This window comes from Microtetraspora glauca (assembly GCF_040656155.1).
GTDB classification, from domain to species: domain Bacteria; phylum Actinomycetota; class Actinomycetes; order Streptosporangiales; family Streptosporangiaceae; genus Microtetraspora; species Microtetraspora glauca.
The window spans coordinates 400,128-419,235 of record NZ_JBFALK010000001.1; the positions used below are offsets into that span (position 1 = coordinate 400,128).

A 19,108-nucleotide genomic window follows, 5' to 3' on the forward strand; every position below is an offset into this window, starting at 1 on the left:
CCGGTCGGATCGGTGTGGCAGGCCTCGGTAATGCCGGTTCTTCTGCTCCGGTCAGTCGGTCTTGTGTTCACCGGCCTGGCTCTTGGGATCCAACTTCGGGGGAGCGCCGGAGGTACTCAAAATGCTGCGGGCTGTTTCGATCTTCTCTCGGAGAGCGGGATCGAGCGCGAGCAGAAGATAGAGGGCCGCCCAGGCGATGGTCACCCAAAGAGCGGTGCGGTACGCGTCCCCGGTCAGGCCCATGAAGGGGTGGAGGGCGACGACAACCAGAACCGGCAGGCCCATCACGACGACGGCGCGGGAGACGGGCAGGACGTAGTCCCGCCACCCACGCCGCCCCGGCTTCGGCGGAGGCGGCATCCGGCGCAGTCTCCCGTACTCGCCCGAGGCGACGGCGACCGCGGCCGCACCCAACTCGGTCCTCACGTGTTCTGCCGACCCTTGGCCGCTGAGCAGCCGACGCTTCAGGACACGCAGGGCGTAGGCGGCCTCCCTGGTCACGCGCGCCTGCCATTCCGCGGTGATCGGATCGCCGGTGGGCAACGTCCTGGCGAGGGCGCTCTCCAGTTTGATCGCGGCCATGTCGATTCCGCCCGCGCATCGCCACCGTTCCTCGTAGCCGTGTCCGGCGCGCATCGTGTTGAGGGCGTACAGGAGTTGGGCGAGGATCTCCGCGCGGGGATTGCGGCGGCGGGTTCTGCTCATGAGCAGATTGCGCCCGAGTCTCAGGGCGAGGACGGCTCCAGCACGGGCGAGGAGGATCACCTCGGCCGCCAGCAACGACAAACCCAGTAGGGACGTCGCCGGACCGAGCGTCGAATACAGCAGAAGCGCGGCGGGGGCGAGCACCGCGACACTCTCCACGGCCCCGGTGTACATGACACCGCGCGCGATCCGGTTCGTGAGGCGGCGAATCGGGATGTGGGCGGCGAAGCCCGCGACCACCACGATCGTCACCAGCGCGACCGCGTCGCCCGGCCACGACCACGGCCACATCGCCGGAGTGCCGGACCTTATGGCCAGCCACGCCGCGACGGCACCGAGTATCGCGGCGCCCCGGCGCACGAAGGTCTCCGCGCGCTCGGTGAGCGCCACCTGCCAGGCCAGGGCGAGAACGTGGGGCTCGACGAGACCCCGTGCCACGGTGTGCGCGAACCCCGTCATCCCGTCGAGAGCGTGGGAGGCCTCCTCGACCCCGTATCCGAACGAGAGCAGGACATCGGCCTCGATCGCCCGCCGGGCCCTGCGCACCGGCGCGAGCGGATGCCACGAGGGAGCGGGGTCCCGCAGCTCGCGCGCGAGTTCCCTCAGGTCCATGCGTACGAGGAGGTCGGCGATCTCTTCGTACGCATGGACCGAGGTCCGGTCGCTCAGGAGCCGGCGCGCCTCCACGTACGCTCCCAGGGAGCCGAGCAGGCGCGCCATCGCGATGATCGCCTCGTGGTCGCCGGCATCAAGGGCGAGTGCGCGGGTCAGGCACTCGTACGCGCGTACGTCACTGGTCAGCTCACCCGACATCGCGGTCAGGACCTCGACGTGCCGCTCGGCAGGGAACGCGGACAGCGCGTCCTCGATCACCTCTGCGGCTTCGGCGTCCGGGACCGACTGGAGTAACTGGCCCCACAAATCGACGCTCTCCGGCGCCGCCATGATGGCGGCACGGGACGCTTCCAGGGCCTCGTCCGGCCGGTGCGCCCAGATCAGGTAGCGGATGAGAGCCCGGTGCGCCGCAGGATACGACGGATCCAGGGCGACGGCCTCCCTGGCGTAGCGGGCGGCGAGGTCGTCGTTGTCCCAGCCGGACACCGCGGAGGCCGCGGTGAGCAGGGCTTCGGGGTCGCCGGGCGACTCGGCGACCAGTGCGGAGACCACCCTTTCCGCCTCGCCGTGCCGGGTGAGCCTGCCCAGGACCTGGACACGCCTCTTGGTCAGGTCCGGCGGCTCGGGCACGAACCGAGGCATCCTCGCGAGCACGCGTATCGCGGCCGCCTCGTTTCGGCTCGTGAACGCGTCCGCCACGTCGAGTAGCAGACCGGGGTGGCTGGCGAGATACGCGGCCCGTAGCGCGCGACGGCGCAACCGCAGCCGCAGCAGCGCGGAGACCTGGACCTCGCGGGCGTCCGCGTTGTCGGGGTCCGCCCGGAGGACACACCACGCGGCGACCAGCTGGAAGATCGGAGTATGAGCTCGCCACAGGCCGGCGCTCCGCCTGGCCGGACTGCCGGACCACCGGTCAGACCAGCGGGAGAGTAATCGGCGGATTCTTCCGTCTCCCGCTCGGATCTCCGGTGGAGGCGAGGGGGATGCCGGGCTCACGAACCGGTCCCAGCCGTCGGCCGGCGGAGCGGTGGTCCGGCCGAGCTTCTGCAACGCGGCATCGCGTACCGAGAGCGCCTCCTCGTTCTCCGGGTGCACGGTGAGGATGCGGTGCGCCTCACTCAGCGCCTCCTCGTCCATGTCGCACCACGTCAGCACGTCGATCAGCACGAGGCGCAGATCGGGGTCGGCCGGGTCGCGGTCGGCGGCGGCCCGTGCCTCCTTCACGGCTTCGGTCCTGCGACCCTCCGAGGAAAGGATCTTCGTTCGGGCGCGTACGGAGGCGACGTCCTCCGCCTCTCCGAGGATCGCCAGCGCCTGTGCGGGATACAGGTAGCTGTCGTAGATCTCGGCGAGTTCGTGGCTCGGCTGCGCCGATGTGACGCGGGCGGCCGCATCGATCCGGCGCAGGTCGAGTAGGTTCACGAGCTTGCGCTGCCGCAGATCCTGGTCGTCGGGGGCCAACTCCAGCCCGCGTTCGGCGGCGGCCAGTGCATCGGTACGCAGCCCGAGCGCTTCCGCGCAACGCGCCTGGAGAAGGTGGAACCGCGCGTCGTCCGGCCTGCGGCGCGCGGCGTCACGCGCGGCGGCGTAGGCGCTGTACGGGCGGGAGGCAGCGGCCAGGTAGTCGATCCGTAACGCCAGCGCTTTCGCGTGCGCCGGGTCCGCTCCGAGCAGCCGGTCGAGTACGCGCAGAGCCCGGGTGTGGTCGCCCTCGGCGGCGAACAGCGCGGCCACGGACAGGCAGGCTTCCGCGGGGGCCCGGTCGAGATATCGGCGGAAACCTCGTTCGGCGCCGCGGTTGCGGCCACGCGTCAGCTTCGCGGCCGCCTGGGAGAACTCGGGAACCTCGTTCGGCGACACCTCCGCGACAGGGGTGCCGTTGTCCGCGACGCCGGTAGTCACGTCTTGGTTCTATCGGCAAAGCACTGCATTGTCTGTGATTCGCCGTTAATCAGACGCGGTCATCGGACCTGTCCGTCGACCGCTTCTGTGTTCAGTGTTCGGGGTGGAGGGCGCCGCCGATGTACATGGCGGTGAGCATGGTGAACAGGAACGCCTGGAGGAACTGCAGGAACATCTCGAACCCGGTCATGGCGACCGCGACGGCCACGCTCAGCAGCCCCACCGGCGCCCCGGCCACGGTCGGATGCTCGTACAGGAGCCAGAAACCGGCCGCGCTGAAGAACGCCAGGAGCAGGTGCCCGGCGAACATGTTGGCGAACAGCCGTACGGCGTGGGTGAACGGCGCCGTGACGAAGGTGTAGAGCAGTTCGAGCGGCGCGTACAGCACGAGCGCCAGCGCCTTGGGCAGCCCCGGCGGGAACATCAGGTTCCTGAAGTAGCCGACGAGGCCCTGGTGCCTGATGCCGAGATAGATCTTGATCACGTAGGCGGCGAGCGCGAACACGATCGGGAACGCGATGTGGGAGTTGATCGGGAACTGTATCCCGGGAATCACTCCCATGAAGTTCCACAGCAGGATCAGGCAGAACAGGCTGAGCAGCAACGGCATCCAGCGGTCGGCGTCCTTGCCGAGGAACGGCCGCGCCACCTGGTCGCGGATGAAGAGATAGACGATCTCTCCGGCGTTCTGCATGCCCCGTGGCACCAGCGTGGGCTTGGCGAAGGCAGCCCAGGCGAGCGCGCACAGCAGGAACGCCCCGGTCACGGCCATCACGACCGGTTTGGTCAGCCAGAACGGGGCGCCGGACCACAGCGGCGGAAAGTCGAAGAGCTCCAATCCGGGAGCCCGGAACACGTCGTCTGCCAGGCGAATCGCCACGGGCGCTCCTCGCGGTCCACAAAACTGGGTACGACGTACTCACTTACTTTTCGACCATACTCAACCAGGTACGGCGTACGCAATGGGGGACGATGGAACGTGCCGGAGAATCTGTGGATGCGCCCCGAGCGCCCCTCCCGGGGTCCGCAGCCGAGCTTCAGCCGGGCGGCGCTGACCGAGGCGGCGATCCGGGTCGCGGACGCGGAGGGGCTGGAGGCGATCTCGATGCGGCGGCTGGCCGCGGAGATCGGCGCGGGCACCATGTCGCTGTACCGCTACGTCTCCGGCAAGGACGACGTGATCGAGCTGATGGTCGACGCCGTGGTGGCTGACTACCTCCCGGAGGGGACCGCACTCTCCGGTGACTGGCGGGCCGATCTCGGCGCGATGGCACGGCAGGCCCGGCGGACCGTCCTGCGCCATCCGTGGCTGGCGCCCCTGGCCGCGAGCCGCCAGGGGGCGAGCCCCAACCGGTTGCGGCTGCTGGAGGCGTCCCTTCGCATGGTGGACGGCCTGGGCCTCGGCGTCGACGAGATGCTGACGCTCATCGGGGCGGTCTTCGCCTATGTCAACGGGTTCGTGCAGAGCGAGCTGGCCGAGGCCGAGGCGCTGCGCCGCACGGGCCTCGACCTGAAGGGGTGGACGGCCCTCCAGGCGCCGTTCATGATGGCCGCCATCGCGAGCGGCGACTTTCCCATGGTCGCCAGGATGGCGACCGAGGGCGGCCGCGCGTACGCCGACATCGAGGAGCGGTTCGAGTACGGACTGGAACGCCTGCTCAACGGCCTCGCGACCGACCTCCCGCGATCGGCGGGCTAATCATGCGGCAACGTTCGCTTGGCTCGGGGGATGCTCCGGCAATTCCCCCCGGTCGGTGAGAACGAGATTTCTATCCAATACCTCGTCGTGGACGGACTCTTTCAACGTGATCACTTCTTGCAGATGTTCTCCGTCGCGGTCTTGGCGGACGGCGTGGGCGTGGGTGCCGCGGAGGGGGTGACGGTGACCTTCACCTTCTTGACCGTGTTGTGGTTCTGGCCCACGACGACCTCGATGCCCTGGACGTCCGCCTCGCGCAGCTCCGAGCCGGGAATCGCGGCGGCGACCGTGCGGGCCGAGTCCTCGCGGCCCTTGGCGTACCGGACCACGGTGGTGGTGAAGTCGCGGTTGGCGGTGTCGCCCGGAGCGGCGGGCACCATGAAACCGGCCCCGATCAGCGCGGTCTTGGTCCTGGCGCCGAGGCCGGTGATCAGCGTGCCGTTCAGCACGCGGATCGCGATCCGCTCCGGCGGCACGGTCAGCGCGGCGGAGGCGGAGGGGCTGGGTTTGGGGGAGGCGGCAGCCTTCCCGGAGGCGGCGGGGGAGGCCGCGGCCGTCGGCCCGCTCAGCGGCTGGTCGGAGTCGATCCGCTGGAACAGCTCGCGGGCGGCCTTCTTGTCCCACAGCACGGCGGACTCGTTGGTCGGCGTCGTGAAGTTCACGTCGGCGAGGGGGACGGTCACGAACGTCACGTCGTCCGTCGAGACGTCCTTGAGCTGGCCGGCCAGGCCGACGAGGTCCTTGGCGAGGGCGTCGTCCACGGTGAGCGTCTTGAGAGTGGAGTTGACCAGGCCGGTGAGCTTGGCCGGGTTGGTCAGCGTGCCCCCGCTCATGGCCTTCTGCATGAGCGCCGAGATCACCTGCTGCTGGCGGTCGATGCGGTCGAGGTCGGAGCGCGCCGTGGCGCGGGTGCGGGCGTAGGCGAGCGCGTCGCCGCCGTTCAGCTCGTGCGTTCCCGGCTGGAGGTTCAGCTTGGTCTTCGAGTCGTTGATCGGCACCGGCGTGCAGACGGTGACCCCGCCCAGCGACTCCACGACGTCGATGAACCCCAGGACGTTGACCTCGACATAGTGGTTGATCTTTAGCCCGGTGGTCTGCTGGACCGCGCGCACCGCGAGCTTCGCCCCGCCGTACTGGTACGCGGAGTTGATCTTGTGCATGCCCTGGCCGGGGATCTCGGTCCAGGTGTCCCGGGGAAGGCTGACGACCGTGACCTTCCTGTGGTCCTCCGAGAGGTGGATCACCATCATCGTGTCGGTGCGCTGGCCCTCTTCGCGGCCCAGGTGGAGCTGGTTCTGCTGCTGCCGGGTGAGGTCGTCGCGCTTGTCCAGCCCGACCAGGAGGATGTTCATCGCGCCCTGGGGCACCGACGCGTCGATGCCCGCGTCGACCGACCTGATCTGGCTGGCGGCGTAGTTGGGAATCGCCCACAGCGCGCCGGAGCCGAGCAGCACCGCTCCCGAGAGCGAACCGGAGATGATCAGCGACCGGAGGCTGGTGCGCCCGCGTCTGGCCCGCTGCGCCGCGAGCCTGACTCCGCCGTTGCCGTCGCCCCCTACGTGGACGCCGGAGTCCTCCTCGTGGTCGCCACGCATCCGCGGGTCACCTTTCGGTTGCCGTCTTCGCCCCCACGTACAGTAGCGTGAGCCAGGCCATGAAGCCCTTCCCCGACTCGCCACAAAAGAGCCCGTCGCCCGCGCGCGACTGGCCGCCGATTTCGGTGATCATGCCGGTGCTCAATGAGGAGCGGCACCTGGCGGAAGCCGTACGGCAGGTCCTCGCCCAGCAGTATGAGGGCCCCATCGAGGTCGTCCTCAGCATCGGCCCGTCACGCGACCGCACGCAGGAGGTCGCCGACGCGATCGCCGCGGCGGATCCGCGCGTCGTCGTCGTGCCGAACCCCACGGGTCGCACCCCCAACGCCCTGAACGCGGCCATCGCCGCGTCCCGTAATCCGATCATCGCCAGGGTGGACGGGCACGCGATGCTCCCGCCCGACTACCTCGCCACCGCCGTCGAGACGCTCGAGCAGACGGGTGCCGACAACGTCGGCGGCGTCATGGCCGCCGAGGGCGTCACCCCGTTCGAGCAGGCCGTCGCGTGCGCGATGACCTCCAAGATCGGCGTCGGCAACGCCCGGTTCCACACCGGCGGCCAGGCGGGTCCCGCGGACACCGTCTACCTCGGCGTCTTCCGCCGTGAGGCGCTGGAGCGGGTCGGCGGCTACGACGAGCACTTCCAGCGCGCCCAGGACTGGGAGATGAACCACCGCATCCGCGAGACCGGCGGCCTGGTCTTCTTCCAGCCGCGCATGCGGGTGTCCTACCGTCCCCGGCCGAACGCGCGGGCGCTGGCCAAGCAGTACTTCCACTATGGTCGCTGGCGGCGCGTGGTCTCCCGGACCCACCAGGGGACGATCAACCTGCGCTACCTCGCGCCGCCGGCGGCGGTGCTGGCCATGCTCCTCGGCATCGTCGTCTCGCCGTTCTTCTGGCCCGGCCTGCTCGTTCCCGGGGTCTATCTCGCGGCGATCCTGGCGGGTTCCGTGCTCACCGGCCGCGGGTTGTCCGCCGCCGCGTTGCTCAGGCTCCCGCTGGTTTACGTCACGATGCACGTCTCCTGGGGCACCGGCTTCCTGACCAGTCCGCCGAGCCTCAGCAAGCCCCGCCCGGCGCGGCAGACGGCCCTGTCGCAGAACCTCCGCGGAGACTAGGCGACCTCGTCCCCGGTCGTCGCGAGGCTCTTCCCCGCGTCGCCCCTGTCGCCCGCGCCCGCGCCGGCTCCGGCGCGGGCGCCGGCGGCGGTGACGGCGTCGTCGAACCGGGTGAGCGCGTCCGGGTGGTCGGGGCCGAGCAGGTACGCCCTCAGCTCGCGCCTCGCTCCCGCCAGGACGTCCTCCTCCGGGCGGATCCGTGACACGACGCCGGGCAGCTCACCGCAGTCCGGGCCGATCAGGTACGCCGCCGCGGCGGTCGGATAGCGCTCCCGGAACTCGTGCGCGGGCAGCCCGGCGACGTTCGTGACCGCGTACGGCTTGCCGCCGGCGAGGAAGTCGGCGATCACGCTGGAGATGTCGCTGATCAGCAGGTCGGCCTGGTTGAAGCATTCGTACAGGTGCGGCTCGTCCCCCGTCACCGCAAGGTGCGGCGGGGCCGCCGCCCCCTGCTCGGCCTCGCGCAGCAGCCGCATGATCGCGGCGTGCGCCTCGCGCGCGAGCGCGGAACGGTGGCCGGTGAGCGGGTGCGGCTTGTAGATCACCCGCACTCCGAGGGCGAGCAGCTTCCGGACCAGGGTGGGGCCCATCGCGACGACCGAGGTGTGGAACAGATCGTCCGTCCACCCCTCCCAGGTCGGTGCGTACAGGACGCTCGGGTAGGGCAGGCCGGGACCGCTCGCCCGCACCCCGTGGAGCTGGGGCCGGCCGACCTCCACGACGACCTCGTCCCGCACCCCCACCTGCGCGCGGCGATAGCGGTCCCGCCCGGCGGGACCGGCGACCCAGACCTCGTCGTACACCTTCGTGAACGGGTTGAAGGACGCCTCCTTGTCGCTGTCGCCGTGCCCGATGAAGACGCTGGTGACGCCGGGCATCCGGAGCATGTGGATGTTGTTGCCGACGTTGGACGCGAACAGGGCGACCCGCGCGGTGTCCAGGCCGCGGAAGTTCATCATGTCGACGGCCGAGGGGATGCACAGCACCGGAAGGGTCGTGCGGCCCAGCGCGGTCAGTAGGTCGCGCTCCCGCAGCACGATCAGCACCCGGCTGCCGATCCGCTCCAGCGTGCCCAGCCACATGGTCGCCTGGTACGCCGAGTCGGCCGGGCCGGAGAAGTAGAGCAGCACCTCGGGGCGGTAGGCGCGTACCTCGTCGTCCACCGTCGCGATGACCCGCCGCCGGTCGGCCAGCGGGGCGGCGCGCACCACGTGGAGATACAAGGCGAACAGGGCGGCGGTCTCCAGTCCGAGCGCCGCCCCCACACCGGCCGCGCCGAGCCAGTCCATGCCGGCCAGGGCGCCGAACGCGGCCGTCGCCACGGGCAGCACGTCCAGGTAGAGCAGGCGCGCGCCGCGCCAGTTGACGAGCGTCTCAGGCGGCGCGGGAGGGAACGTGACGTCGATGTTCCTGGTGTCGACCGGCTTCAGGTTGTGGCACCGGTTCAGATAGGTGGCCAGCGCGCTCTGGACGGCACGCAGCCAGTGGAACAGGAACAGGCCGCCCGCGAGGAGGGCGAACCACGGCGACTCGGCTCCCGCGGTCCTGGCGAGCAGCAGCACGGCCGCCATCTCGCGCATCAGGAAGCGCGGCGTGGCCGCGAGCTGGAGCCGGCCGAGCCGTTCGGCCGCCCGCCGCGGCAGGGCCAGCTCCGCGGCGTACGACACCGGCACCAGGACCACGAACACCCACGGAAGGGGGTACAGCGCGGCCCCCACCATTGCCGGATACGACGCGAGCACGACCCCGATGAGCAGGGCGTTTCTCCCCCTGAACGATCCCCCCATGCATGGCTGCCTACCCACTCACCTGGTCAGCCGCACGTCCACGACGTGTCCGGTGAGGCGGGAGATGAGCACGTCGATGCTGGTACGGGCGACGGCGGCCGAAGAGAGCAGCGTTCCCGCCGGTTCGTCACCGAAGGCCCGCAGCCGCATCGGCGTGGCGGTGCGCTCCGGGTTGACGCAGTTCACCCGTACGCCCTGGTCCGCCCACTCGTCGGCGAGCGCCTGGGTGAGGTTGACGACCGCCGCCTTGGTCGAGGAGTAGAGGCTGTAGTCCGCTCGGCCCCGCGTGTACGACGAGGAGGTGTAGAGGAGGAGCTGCCCCCTGGTCTCCGCCAGGTACTTGAGCGACGCGCGGGCGATGTTGACCGGACCGAGATAGTTGACGCCGACGGTCTCCTCGATGGTGGTGTGGTCGGCCTCGCCGAGCTTGCCCATGTGCAGGACGGCCGCCGTGTTCACCACGTAGTCGATGCGGCCGGTCTCCGCGTACACCCCGGCGAGCGCGTCCTCGACGGCGGAGGCGTCCTGCACGCGTACGCCGCCCGCGGTCCGGGAGAAGGAGTGCACGGTCGCGCCGTAGCCCCGGGCGAGCTTCACGATGTCGGCGCCGATGCCGTAGCTGCCGCCGAAGACCACGAGGCTCCTCCCGCGCAGCGCCTCGTGGTAGCCGTCCTCGGTCAGCGCGGGCGCGGTGCTCTCGGCGAGCTGGAACAGCTTGTCCGCGATGAACACGTCGACGGGGTGGGTGACCTTCATGTTGTGCTCGCTGCCCGGCACCAGGTAGATCGGCACGTCGGGGAGGTAGCGCAGGACGACCCCGCAGTCGTCCGTCGCGGGAAGCTTGTCGAAGTCGGGGTCGGCGAAGGCCCGCCGGTACGCCGCCCGGATGACCGACAGCCGGAAACACTGCGGGGTCTGGCCGCGCCGGAGCCGCGAACGGTCCGGGATGTCGCGGATGATCTCGCCGCGCGGCCCGGGGACGGCCACGACGACGGTGTCCGACGAGGGGATGGCCACGTCCACCGCTTCGTAGCGGCTGAGCGCGGCGACGCAGTCGCTGATGATGCGCGGCTCCACGAGGGGCCGGACCGCGTCGTGCAGCAGCACGTCGCACTCCTCGTCGCCCAGCGCCTGGAGGGCGCGCCACGTGGTCTCGGTGCGGCTGGCGCCGCCTTCGAGGATCTGGGTGACCTTGGTGTAGCCGTTCCGCTCGACCAGGGAGGCGACCTCGTCGGTGAAACCGGGGGTCATCAGCACGATGACCTCGTCGATCTCCGGATGGCCGTCGAACACGCCGAGCGTGTGCTCCAGAATGGTCCTGCCAGCGATCTTCAGCAGTTGCTTGGGGGTGTTCAGTCCCACCCGCTGGCCGACTCCGCCGGCCAGTACGACGCCGACCGTGCGCAGACGCGATTTCGCGATCATGATGCCTCCCCGCACTGACCATACCCGCAGGCCGTTCACGAACCGCTGCCGAATGGCATTGCCACCTAGTGATCGCTCAGTTACGTTGCGGTGTGGACACGGCAGTGATCGAAGTGGAGCGGGAGACCATGGGGGCAGAAGCGGCCCGGGGGACCCCGGGCACCACACCCGGCGCCGTCGCCGTGGTCTTCGCGACGACACCCGCGGCCGGTCTGGTCTGCGGCAGGACGAGCCTCCTCGAACGTGTCACCGGCCAGCTCCGGACGCTGTCCGTCCGTGACGTCCAGGTCGTGATCCGGGCCGAGGACACCGGTGGCGGGCTCGCCGACGACCTGCGTGCCGTCGCCAAGGTGGCCCGCGCCTCCACCTGCCCCGTGGCCGTGCTCCACGGCGATCTCGTGGCCCACACCGAGGCCCTGGCCGTACTGCTCGACCATCCCTCGCGCGGTTCCGGCGCGCTGGTCGCGCCCGGCGCCGCCACCCCGCTGCTCCCTCCGGTGCGGACCGAGCGCGGACAGATCGCGGCGGCGGGCAACTCCTTCCATCGGGTCGAGTCGCCGGACGCCACCTTCCGCGGCGTCCTCCAGGTGGGCGAGGCCCATCTGGCGAGCCTCGCCGACGTGGCCGAGGAGCTCGCCGACCTCGCCCAGAACCGCAGGCTCGGGCGCGTGAGCGACACCGAGGTGGCCGGCCTGCTGCTCGCCGGCCTGGTCCGCGCGGGGGTGCCCGTACGCGCCGCCCCGCTCGGCGGGCTGCGCTGCGAGCGGGTCGGGAGCCGGCCCGCGGCCGAGGAGGCGATACGCCGGCTGGCCGACGTGGACGAGACCGGGGCGAGATTGCGGGCCGCGGTCAAGTCCGACGACGGCCTGTTCGCCACCTTCTGCGTGAGCACGTGGTCCCCCCATCTCGTACGGCTGGCCGCGCGGCTGCGCATGACGCCCAACGCGGTCACCGGCGTCTCGGTCGGCCTGGCCGTCATCGCCGCGATCTGGTTCTCGGCGGGGGAGCGGACCGCCCAGATCGCCGGCGCCGTGGCGCTCTACCTGTCGTTCGCGCTGGACTGCGTGGACGGCCAGCTCGCCCGCTACACCCGCGGCTTCTCGCCGCTCGGCGCCTGGCTCGACGCCACCTTCGACAGGGTGAAGGAATACCTCGTGTACGCCGGCCTCGCCATCGGCTACGCCGGGACCACGCAGGGCGGGGCGACCGGGCCGGGCGGCATCTGGGCGCTCGCGGTCGCCGCCATGTTGCTGCAGGCCATCCGGCATATGATCGACTTCTCGTACGCGGGCGCCGTGGCGGACGCCGCGAAGGACGGCGCCGCCGGGAACCGCCCGCCGCTCCCGCTCTCCGTCGCCTCGGAGTTGCCCCGCCTGGACGACGCGACGAGTGGCCCGTTCAAGGGCGGCTTCGCGGGCGGTCGCGGCGGCGAGTTCGGCGCCCCCGGCGGCACCGGCGGCACGGTCGCGAGCCGGATGGTCGGCCTGTCCCGGCGGCTCGACCTCGGCGCCGTGACCCGGTGGGCGAAGAAGGTCATCGTGCTGCCGATCGGTGAGCGGATGGCCCTCATCGCGGTCACCGCCGCCGTGTTCAACGCCAGGGTGACCTTCCTCGCCCTGCTCGCCTGGGGCGCGGCCGCGCTCACCTACACCCTCGCCGGGCGGATCGGCAGGTCTCTCACATGACGGAGGGCGCGGGCATGATCTCCGTGCACATGACGCCGGTGCCGCGCAGCTCGGTCGTCGCGTACCGGGACGACGGGGCCCTGTCCCGCGCGATGGGCATGCTGGTGGCGGGACAGCTCCCGCCGCTGCCGCCCGCCGTCGCGGGGGCCTTCGTCACCGGGGTGCTGCTCCTCGTCGGCGTCGCGGGCAGCGACGGCCTGGCGGTCTTCGGTCCGGCGGTGGCCCTGCTGCTCGCCGGGCCGGGCAGCTCGCACCGGCACGACGGGCGGCTCGACTGGATGGTCCCGCCGATCCTGCGGCTCACCGAGTACGGCCTCATCGCCTGCGTGGGCTTCGCGCACGGCGTCCCACCTCTGCTGATCTTCGCGCTGCTCGGCGCGATCGTGTTCCACCACTACGACACGGTCTACCGGGTGCGGCAGCACGTCTACCCGCCCTCGTGGTTGCCGGTGGCCGGGCTGGGCTGGGACGGGCGGATGCTGGCCGTGGCGATCGGCGGCGCCGTCGACCTGGTCACCGCGATGTTCGCGCTGCTCGGCCTTTACCTGTGGGGCCTGTTCTGCTGGGAGAGCCTGACCTGCTGGCTGGCGGCGCCGCGTTCCGGCGTCGAGGCCGCCGATCTCGGCGCCGGAGACTGACCCCCGAGTGACCGCGCCGGCCCGTGATGAACCCCCGACCACGTACGGATTACACGATCACGGCACAAAGGCAACTAATCTTTGGGGTTACTGTCAGTCGATCGACCTCTAGGAGTGCACGTTGCTGGGAATGGTGCTGGCCGCCGGAGCCGGACGCCGCCTGCGGCCGTACACCGACACGCTGCCCAAGGCGCTCGTGCCGGTCGACGGCGAGACCACGATCCTCGACATTGCGCTGCGCAATCTCGCCGCGGTGGACCTGCGTGACGTCGTCGTCATCGTCGGATACCAGGCGCAGGCCGTACACGAGCGTCAGGCGGACCTGGAGCGCCGTTACGGCGTGAAGCTGACGCTCGTGCACAACGACAAGGCGGAGGAGTGGAACAACGCCTACTCGCTGTGGTGCGCGCGCGACCACTTCGCCCAGGGCGCGCTGCTGGTGAACGGCGACACCGTGCACCCTGTCTCGGTCGAGGAGACCCTGCTGTCCGCCGACGACACCAGTGACGTCCTCCTCGCGGTGGACGACGTGAAGTCGCTGGCCGACGAGGAGATGAAGGTCACCCTCGACGGCGGCAGCCTCAAGCGCATCACCAAGCTGATGGACCCGGCCGAGGCGTACGGCGAGTACATCGGCGCCACGCTGATCCGTCCGGGCGCCGCCGAGCGGCTCGCCGACGCGCTGCGCGCGACGTTCGAGCGCGACCCGCAGCTCTACTACGAGGACGGCTACCAGGAGATGGTCAACCGGGGCGAGAAGATCTCCGTCGCTCCGATCGGCAAGGTCGACTGGGTCGAGGTGGACAACCACGACGATCTGTCCAAGGCTCGCGAGATCGCGTGCCGCTACTAGTGTCCCTCCGGTCGATCCCCGCCCCATGGCGTCGCCCGGAGCGGCACCCCGCCGCCTCGCGATGCACCCCCCCTGGACGCCGCTCCCTCCGCGCAGATCCCGCCGGTCGGGGCACTGGCCCTCGCCTCCTAAGGAGACCCTCTTGCCGATTCTGGCCAGGATGCTCCCCGCCCCCCTCACGATGGAGGTACGGCGGGGCGCGATCGCGCAACTCGGTGTGCTGCTGTCCGACAGCCGGGTCGCCACCTCGGGCCGGGTGGCGGTGGCGGTCGGGGTGAGCCAGGGCGACAAGATCGCCGAGGTGATCGCGCCGTCCCTGGGAGAAGCCCGGGTCTTCCGGGTGCCCGACGGCTCGGTCGACGCGGCCGTCTCGCTCGGCGCCGACCTGCGCAAGGGCGCGTACGAGGCGGTCATCGGCATCGGCGGGGGAAAGACCATCGACGCGACCAAGTACGCCGCGTCACTCGCCGGCATCCCGATGGTCGCGGTCGCCACCAACCTCTCGCACGACGGGATCTGCTCGCCCGTCGCCTCCCTCGTCCACGACGGCGGCAAGGGCTCCTTCGGGGTGCCCATGCCGCTGGCGATCATGGTGGACCTCGACTTCGTGCACGACGCGCCCGAGGCTCTGGTCCGATCCGGGGTCGGCGACGTCATGAGCAACCTGTCCGCGATCGAGGACTGGCAGCTCGGCAACGCCGAGCGCGGTGAGCCGATCGACGGCCTCGCCATCTCCATGGCGCGCACCGCCGCGGAGGCGGTGATCGGGCGGTCCGACTCCATCGAGTCCGACGCTTTCCTCACCGTCCTGGCCGAATCTCTGATCCTTTCCGGCATGTCGATGGTCATCGCGGGGTCGAGCCGTCCTTCGAGCGGTGGTGACCATGAGATCCTTCATGCCGTGGATCAGCTCTTTCCCGGAACGTCCAATCACGGCGAGCTCGCCGGCATCGGCACGGCGTTCTGCTTCTTCCTGAGAGAGGACTCGCGCCGCCTCGATCAGGTCACCGACTGCCTGAGGCGGCACGCGCTGCCCGTCACTCCCGGAGACGTCGGCCTGACGGCCGAGCAGTTCACCGCCGCCGTGATGCTGGCACCGTCGACGAGGCCCGGCAGGTATACCATCCTCGAACACCTCCGTCTGTCGGAGACCGAGGTCAGGACGAGGGTGGAGGACTATGTCCGCGCCGTCGGTCGCTGAGCTGCGCGCGGTCGCGCAGCCGCAGACCACGATGGACCGCCGCAGCGGCGAGCACTGGGCCGGCCTGCTCTACATGCGGAAACTGTCCATCTACGCGACATGGGTGCTGGCCAAGACGCCCATCACGCCGAACCAGGTCACCGGCCTGATGATCCTGTGCGGCGTGCTGGCGGGAGCCGTGCTCGCGCTCCCCGGGCTCTGGGCCGCCGTCGGCGCCGCGGTGCTGATCCAGGTCTACCTGCTGCTCGACTGCTCCGACGGCGAGCTGGCCCGGTGGACCGGACGCACCTCCATCACGGGCGTCTACCTCGACCGTGTGGGCCACTACCTCGCCGAGGCGGCGCTGCTCATCGGCCTGGGCTTCCGCGCCTCGGAGGTGCTTCCCGACTGGTACACCGTGCTCGGCGTCGTGGCCGCGCTCGGCGCGATCCTGATCAAGGCGGAGACCGACCTGGTCGACGTGGCCAGGGCGAGGTCCGGCCTGATCGCCGCCACCGAGGCGTCCGCGGGTCAGTTCCAGTCGCGCCGCCTCGGCGCGGCCAGGAAGGTGGCCGCCGCGCTGCGCTTCCACCGCGTGATCCAGGCCGTCGAGCTGTCCCTGATCGTGGTGGTCGCCGCGGTGCTCGACTTCTGGTTCCCGGCGACGCGGATCCTGACCGTCGCCTGTGCGGTGATCGCTCTGCTCCAGCTCGTCCTGCACCTCGTCAGCATCCTGGCGTCGCGGCGGCTGTCGTGAACGGACGGCGGGCGAGGTTTGCCGACGACGAATCGGGGAACCACGGGGCGGCTTCCCGCGTCGGAGTGTTTGGTGGGGGTTCGGCGGCTGTTCCGATACCCTTGATTCGCAGTAAACCAGACAGGTCCGGGATGGTTCAGCCGTACAGACTCGGTGATCATGAAATCGTGTGCCCTCTGCCACGCGTCGAGGCGATGACGCGGTGAAGATTTCTTGCGTCATCCTCACCATGGGCAACCGGGTCGCCGAGCTGGACCGGGCGGTCGAGTCCGCGCTGACGCAGACCGACGGCGACGTCGAAGTGGTGATCGTCGGAAACGGCGCGGACGTGCCGCAGCTGAGCGTGCGGCCACGTCCCGGCTCCGCCGCGACGATCAGGACCGTACGGATCGGCCACAACGCGGGCATCCCCATGGGGCGCAACCGCGGTGTCCAGGAGTGCTCGGGCGACGTCGTGCTGTTCCTCGACGACGACGGGTGGTACGCCGACTCCAAGCTGGTCGCGCACATCCGTGAGCGGTTCGCCTCCGAGCCCGACCTGGCGGTGATCTCCTTCCGGGTCATGGATCCCGACGGCGGCTCGGTGCAGCGTCGGCACGTCCCCCGGCTCCGTGCCGGAGACCCCGAGCGCTCCTCGCCGGTGACCACCTTCCTCGGCGGCGCCTGCGCCATCAGGAGGTCGGCGTTCCTCCAGGTCGGCGGGTTGCCCGAGCGCTTCTTCTACGCGCACGAGGAGACCGACCTGGCCTGGCGGCTGCTGGGCGAGGGCTACCGGATCGAGTACGACGCCCAGACCGTCATGTACCACCCGCTGGTGCTGCCGACCCGGCACTCCGACTTCTTCCGGTTGAACGCCCGCAACCGGGTGTGGCTGGCGCGCAGGAACCTGCCCTGGCCGCTCGCCGTCCTCTATCTGGGCAACTGGATCGCCCTCACCCTGCTCAGGGAGCGGTCCGGCCCGTCCCTCAAAGCGTGGTTCCAGGGCTTCCGCGAAGGTCTGCGCGAGCCCGCCGGTGAGCGCCGCCCGATGGCCTGGCGTACGGCGTGGCGGATGCTGCGCCTCGGCCGCCCGCCCATCGTCTGACGGCCGCGCGCCGACGCGGGGCGCCCGGCGCTCCGGTCACCGGTTCACATGGGCACCGGTTCACATGGGCACCGGTTCACATAAGCACGGCGTCCTCGAACGACATCGTCACGTGATCCGCGGTCACCGTCATCAGCGCGGTCCCCGGTAGGCCGAGCTCGCTCAGTTCCTTGGCGATCGGATGGTTCCCCAGCCTGATCAGGGCGCCGCCGGGTCGCGCCCGGACACCGCTCGCGCGTGCCGTCCAGGGAACGCGCCGGGTGATCCCGTCGAGGTGCGAGTAGGCGTCGATCGGCGCCATGGTCCCCGGCGGGAGGGGGACTCCGGGACGGAGCAGCAGGTCGAGCACCAGCCGCCCGTCCCTGTGCAGGATGCACCGCTTGTACGGCGTGGCCAGCCGCAGGTCGATCTCGGCGCGTTCCTTGGGGAAGCCCCAGATCCGCCGTCCCGCCTCCAGGGTGAACCCCTGGTCGACGGGCAGCCAATGGACGAAGGCGCCGGAGCCCGCCGCGCGGACGTCCTTCAGCCCGGCCAGCAGGCCGCGCCCGGGGCGGCGTCCGGCACCCGGCGGCCGGATCAGGAACGCCATGCCGAACTCGTGGTAGGCGTCCAGATCTCCGTCGCGGTACTGGACGAAGACCAGCGTGCAGGCGGCCTTGCCGGGCAGCACCTCGGTCACGTCCAGTCCCGAGTACGCGATCACGGCGCGGGCGGCGTCGGCCCGTACGAGATAGGTCGCGGCGCACGCCGACGCGTCCCTGATCCGTACCGGCATGTCGATCCGGCGTCCCTGGACGAGATGGCTTCTCACATCTCCAAGTAGAACAAGATCGGCGCCACGGCGGTAGCCGTGGGCTCGCGGGGAGGGCCGCGCCGGATCCCGGCGGCTCACGGAGGGCGCGCCCGCGCGGTCAGGCGGGAAGGGCGCGCCCGCGCGGGCGGGCCGTGACCCGGTCCGGGGCCTGCGCCCAGCGTTCGAGCTGGGCCACGAACTCGGCGGCGCGTACCGGCCAGTGGAAGCGGCGCCGCGCCTCGGCGTGACCCCGGGCCCCCATCGCGGCGCGCCCCTCGGGGTCGTCCCGTAGGGCGAGGACGGCCCGCACGGTCGCGTCCACGGTGCTCTCGGCGCCCTCCGCCGGGAAGGGGACCACGGTGCCGCACCCGGTCCCGAGCACGAGCGAGGCGGCGCCGGGCAGCGGCGTGGTGATCACCGGGAGGCCGCGCGCCATGTACTCGACGACCTTCGTCGGCGTGGTGTTCCGGAAGGCGGGCACGTCGTGCGGCAGCGACAGGCCGGCCAGGGCACCCTCGGCCATCCGGAGCGCGTGCGTGTTGGGCACGTGCCCGAACCAGTCGAGCAGGCCCTCCCGCTGGGCGTCCCGCAGCAGCGGCCGTACCCCCGGGTCGGCCGGGCCGATCAGGTCGAGCCGGATCCGGTACGGCCGCAGGCGCCGGGCGAGCTCGATCAGTTCGGCGGCGCCGCGCGCCCGCGAGAGGCGGCCGATGTGGACCAGCCGGTCGTCGCCCGGCGGCGGGGGCGGCGCGGACGGGACATAGGTGTGGTCCGGCACCACCGGGTGGCCGCCGGGGAACCGGTCGCGGAACGACTCCTCGGCGAGCATGAGATGCAGGCGGCGCTCCGCGCGCCGTTCCAGAGCGTCGATCAGACGCGGCAGAACCGGACTCAGCGGCCCCGGGAGGCGCGCCTCGGCCTCCAGCAGTCCTCGCGTGTCCTCGTGGACGTCCCAGACCGTCACGGGCCTCCTGCGGGGCAGCGCGAGCAGCAGCTCGATGTCATGGACCAGCAGCAGGTCGGCGTCCAGGCAGCCCCGTGACAACGCGGCCCGCGCCGCTCTGAGCGCCTTCGCGCGCCGCATGCCGACCGCGCGCGGCACGTCGATGGCCTGGATCTCCGGCGGCGGCGTCACGTTGCAGTGCGTGAAGGGCGCGACGTAGGTGACCTGGTGCCCCGCGTCCAGCAGGGCCCGGATCTGCCTGTGCGCGATCCGGGCGTCCTCGGGGTGGTGGACGATTGTGCCGACACATACCCTCATGTGACGACTCT

The 19,108-nt window shown here is 71.0% G+C and carries 15 protein-coding genes; 8 read left to right on the forward strand and 7 right to left on the reverse strand.

The window, feature by feature from the left end; all coding sequences use genetic code 11:
* Positions 1-51: 51 nt before the first annotated feature.
* Both AB0I59_RS01920 and atpB read right to left on the reverse strand, forming a co-directional pair.
* The gene (locus AB0I59_RS01920; protein ID WP_358129069.1) at positions 52-3,222 is read right to left on the reverse strand and encodes a hypothetical protein; all 3,171 of its coding nucleotides are present in this window, start codon (positions 3,220-3,222) and stop codon (positions 52-54) included.
* Positions 3,223-3,313: 91 nt separating this feature from the next.
* Entirely contained in the window at positions 3,314-4,102 is a 789-nt protein-coding gene (atpB, locus tag AB0I59_RS01925) for a F0F1 ATP synthase subunit A (RefSeq protein ID WP_358129072.1), read from the reverse strand.
* A 99-nt stretch (positions 4,103-4,201) separates the two neighbouring features.
* Between atpB and AB0I59_RS01930 the strand changes: the two genes are divergently transcribed.
* Entirely contained in the window at positions 4,202-4,921 is a 720-nt protein-coding gene (locus tag AB0I59_RS01930) for a TetR/AcrR family transcriptional regulator (protein WP_358129074.1), read from the forward strand.
* Between the two features lie 110 nt (positions 4,922-5,031).
* Here AB0I59_RS01930 and AB0I59_RS01935 read toward each other — a convergent pair whose 3' ends face one another.
* Complete coding sequence (locus AB0I59_RS01935) at positions 5,032-6,516, reverse strand: LCP family protein (protein ID WP_061253416.1); 1,485 nt, start codon at positions 6,514-6,516, stop codon at positions 5,032-5,034.
* 59 nt (positions 6,517-6,575) lie between these two features.
* Here AB0I59_RS01935 and AB0I59_RS01945 point away from each other — a divergent pair, with 59 nt between their 5' ends.
* On the forward strand, positions 6,576-7,634 hold the full coding sequence (locus AB0I59_RS01945) for a glycosyltransferase family 2 protein (RefSeq protein ID WP_082776560.1): 1,059 nt from the start codon (positions 6,576-6,578) through the stop codon (positions 7,632-7,634).
* Here AB0I59_RS01945 and AB0I59_RS01950 read toward each other — a convergent pair.
* Both AB0I59_RS01950 and AB0I59_RS01955 read right to left on the reverse strand, forming a co-directional pair.
* Positions 7,631-9,421: a CDP-glycerol glycerophosphotransferase family protein gene (locus tag AB0I59_RS01950; RefSeq protein ID WP_358129079.1), complete on the reverse strand. Its 1,791-nt coding sequence runs from the start codon at positions 9,419-9,421 to the stop codon at positions 7,631-7,633. The two genes, AB0I59_RS01945 and AB0I59_RS01950, sit on opposite strands and share 4 nt — an antisense overlap.
* A gap of 18 nt (positions 9,422-9,439) precedes the next feature.
* Positions 9,440-10,846: an SDR family NAD(P)-dependent oxidoreductase gene (locus AB0I59_RS01955; protein WP_061253418.1), complete on the reverse strand. Its 1,407-nt coding sequence runs from the start codon at positions 10,844-10,846 to the stop codon at positions 9,440-9,442.
* 92 nt (positions 10,847-10,938) lie between these two features.
* On the opposite strand from AB0I59_RS01955, the gene AB0I59_RS01960 reads away from it, so the two are divergent.
* From AB0I59_RS01960 to AB0I59_RS01985, 6 genes are all read left to right on the forward strand, one after another.
* A complete protein-coding gene (locus AB0I59_RS01960; protein ID WP_358129082.1) occupies positions 10,939-12,531 on the forward strand; it encodes a CDP-alcohol phosphatidyltransferase family protein in 1,593 nt (530 codons plus the stop codon).
* A complete protein-coding gene (locus tag AB0I59_RS01965; protein WP_358129085.1) occupies positions 12,528-13,169 on the forward strand; it encodes a DUF5941 domain-containing protein in 642 nt (213 codons plus the stop codon). Before AB0I59_RS01960 ends, AB0I59_RS01965 begins: the two co-directional genes overlap by 4 nt.
* A 121-nt stretch (positions 13,170-13,290) precedes the next feature.
* Complete coding sequence (locus AB0I59_RS01970; RefSeq protein ID WP_358129088.1) at positions 13,291-14,022, forward strand: phosphocholine cytidylyltransferase family protein; 732 nt, start codon at positions 13,291-13,293, stop codon at positions 14,020-14,022.
* Positions 14,023-14,182: 160 nt separating this feature from the next.
* Positions 14,183-15,223 (forward strand): iron-containing alcohol dehydrogenase family protein, encoded by a 1,041-nt coding sequence (locus AB0I59_RS01975; protein ID WP_061253704.1) that lies wholly within the window; start codon positions 14,183-14,185, stop codon positions 15,221-15,223.
* On the forward strand, positions 15,201-15,959 hold the full coding sequence (locus tag AB0I59_RS01980; protein ID WP_061253420.1) for a CDP-alcohol phosphatidyltransferase family protein: 759 nt from the start codon (positions 15,201-15,203) through the stop codon (positions 15,957-15,959). The genes AB0I59_RS01975 and AB0I59_RS01980 overlap by 23 nt, the downstream gene beginning before the upstream one ends.
* A 202-nt stretch (positions 15,960-16,161) precedes the next feature.
* Positions 16,162-17,043: a glycosyltransferase family 2 protein gene (locus tag AB0I59_RS01985; protein ID WP_061253421.1), complete on the forward strand. Its 882-nt coding sequence runs from the start codon at positions 16,162-16,164 to the stop codon at positions 17,041-17,043.
* Between the two features lie 76 nt (positions 17,044-17,119).
* On the opposite strand, the gene AB0I59_RS01990 is transcribed toward AB0I59_RS01985, so the two are convergent.
* Both AB0I59_RS01990 and AB0I59_RS01995 read right to left on the reverse strand, forming a co-directional pair.
* Entirely contained in the window at positions 17,120-17,854 is a 735-nt protein-coding gene (locus AB0I59_RS01990; protein WP_358129092.1) for an acetoacetate decarboxylase family protein, read from the reverse strand.
* 100 nt (positions 17,855-17,954) lie between these two features.
* The gene (locus tag AB0I59_RS01995; RefSeq protein WP_358129095.1) at positions 17,955-19,097 is read right to left on the reverse strand and encodes a glycosyltransferase; all 1,143 of its coding nucleotides are present in this window, start codon (positions 19,095-19,097) and stop codon (positions 17,955-17,957) included.
* Positions 19,098-19,108 lie beyond the last annotated feature (11 nt).

Excerpts from the sequence above, each read along its gene's own strand:
- AB0I59_RS01935 (WP_061253416.1), bottom strand. The coding sequence starts at position 6,516 with ATGCGTGGCGACCACGAGGAGGACTCCGGCGTCCACGTAGGGGGCGAC.
- AB0I59_RS01945 (WP_082776560.1), top strand. The coding sequence starts at position 6,576 with ATGAAGCCCTTCCCCGACTCGCCACAAAAGAGCCCGTCGCCCGCGCGC.
- AB0I59_RS01950 (WP_358129079.1), bottom strand. The coding sequence starts at position 9,421 with ATGGGGGGATCGTTCAGGGGGAGAAACGCCCTGCTCATCGGGGTCGTG.
- AB0I59_RS01955 (WP_061253418.1), bottom strand. The coding sequence starts at position 10,846 with ATGATCGCGAAATCGCGTCTGCGCACGGTCGGCGTCGTACTGGCCGGC.
- AB0I59_RS01965 (WP_358129085.1), top strand. The coding sequence starts at position 12,528 with ATGACGGAGGGCGCGGGCATGATCTCCGTGCACATGACGCCGGTGCCG.
- AB0I59_RS01975 (WP_061253704.1), top strand. The coding sequence starts at position 14,183 with ATGCTCCCCGCCCCCCTCACGATGGAGGTACGGCGGGGCGCGATCGCG.
- AB0I59_RS01980 (WP_061253420.1), top strand. The coding sequence starts at position 15,201 with ATGTCCGCGCCGTCGGTCGCTGAGCTGCGCGCGGTCGCGCAGCCGCAG.
- AB0I59_RS01995 (WP_358129095.1), bottom strand. The coding sequence starts at position 19,097 with ATGAGGGTATGTGTCGGCACAATCGTCCACCACCCCGAGGACGCCCGG.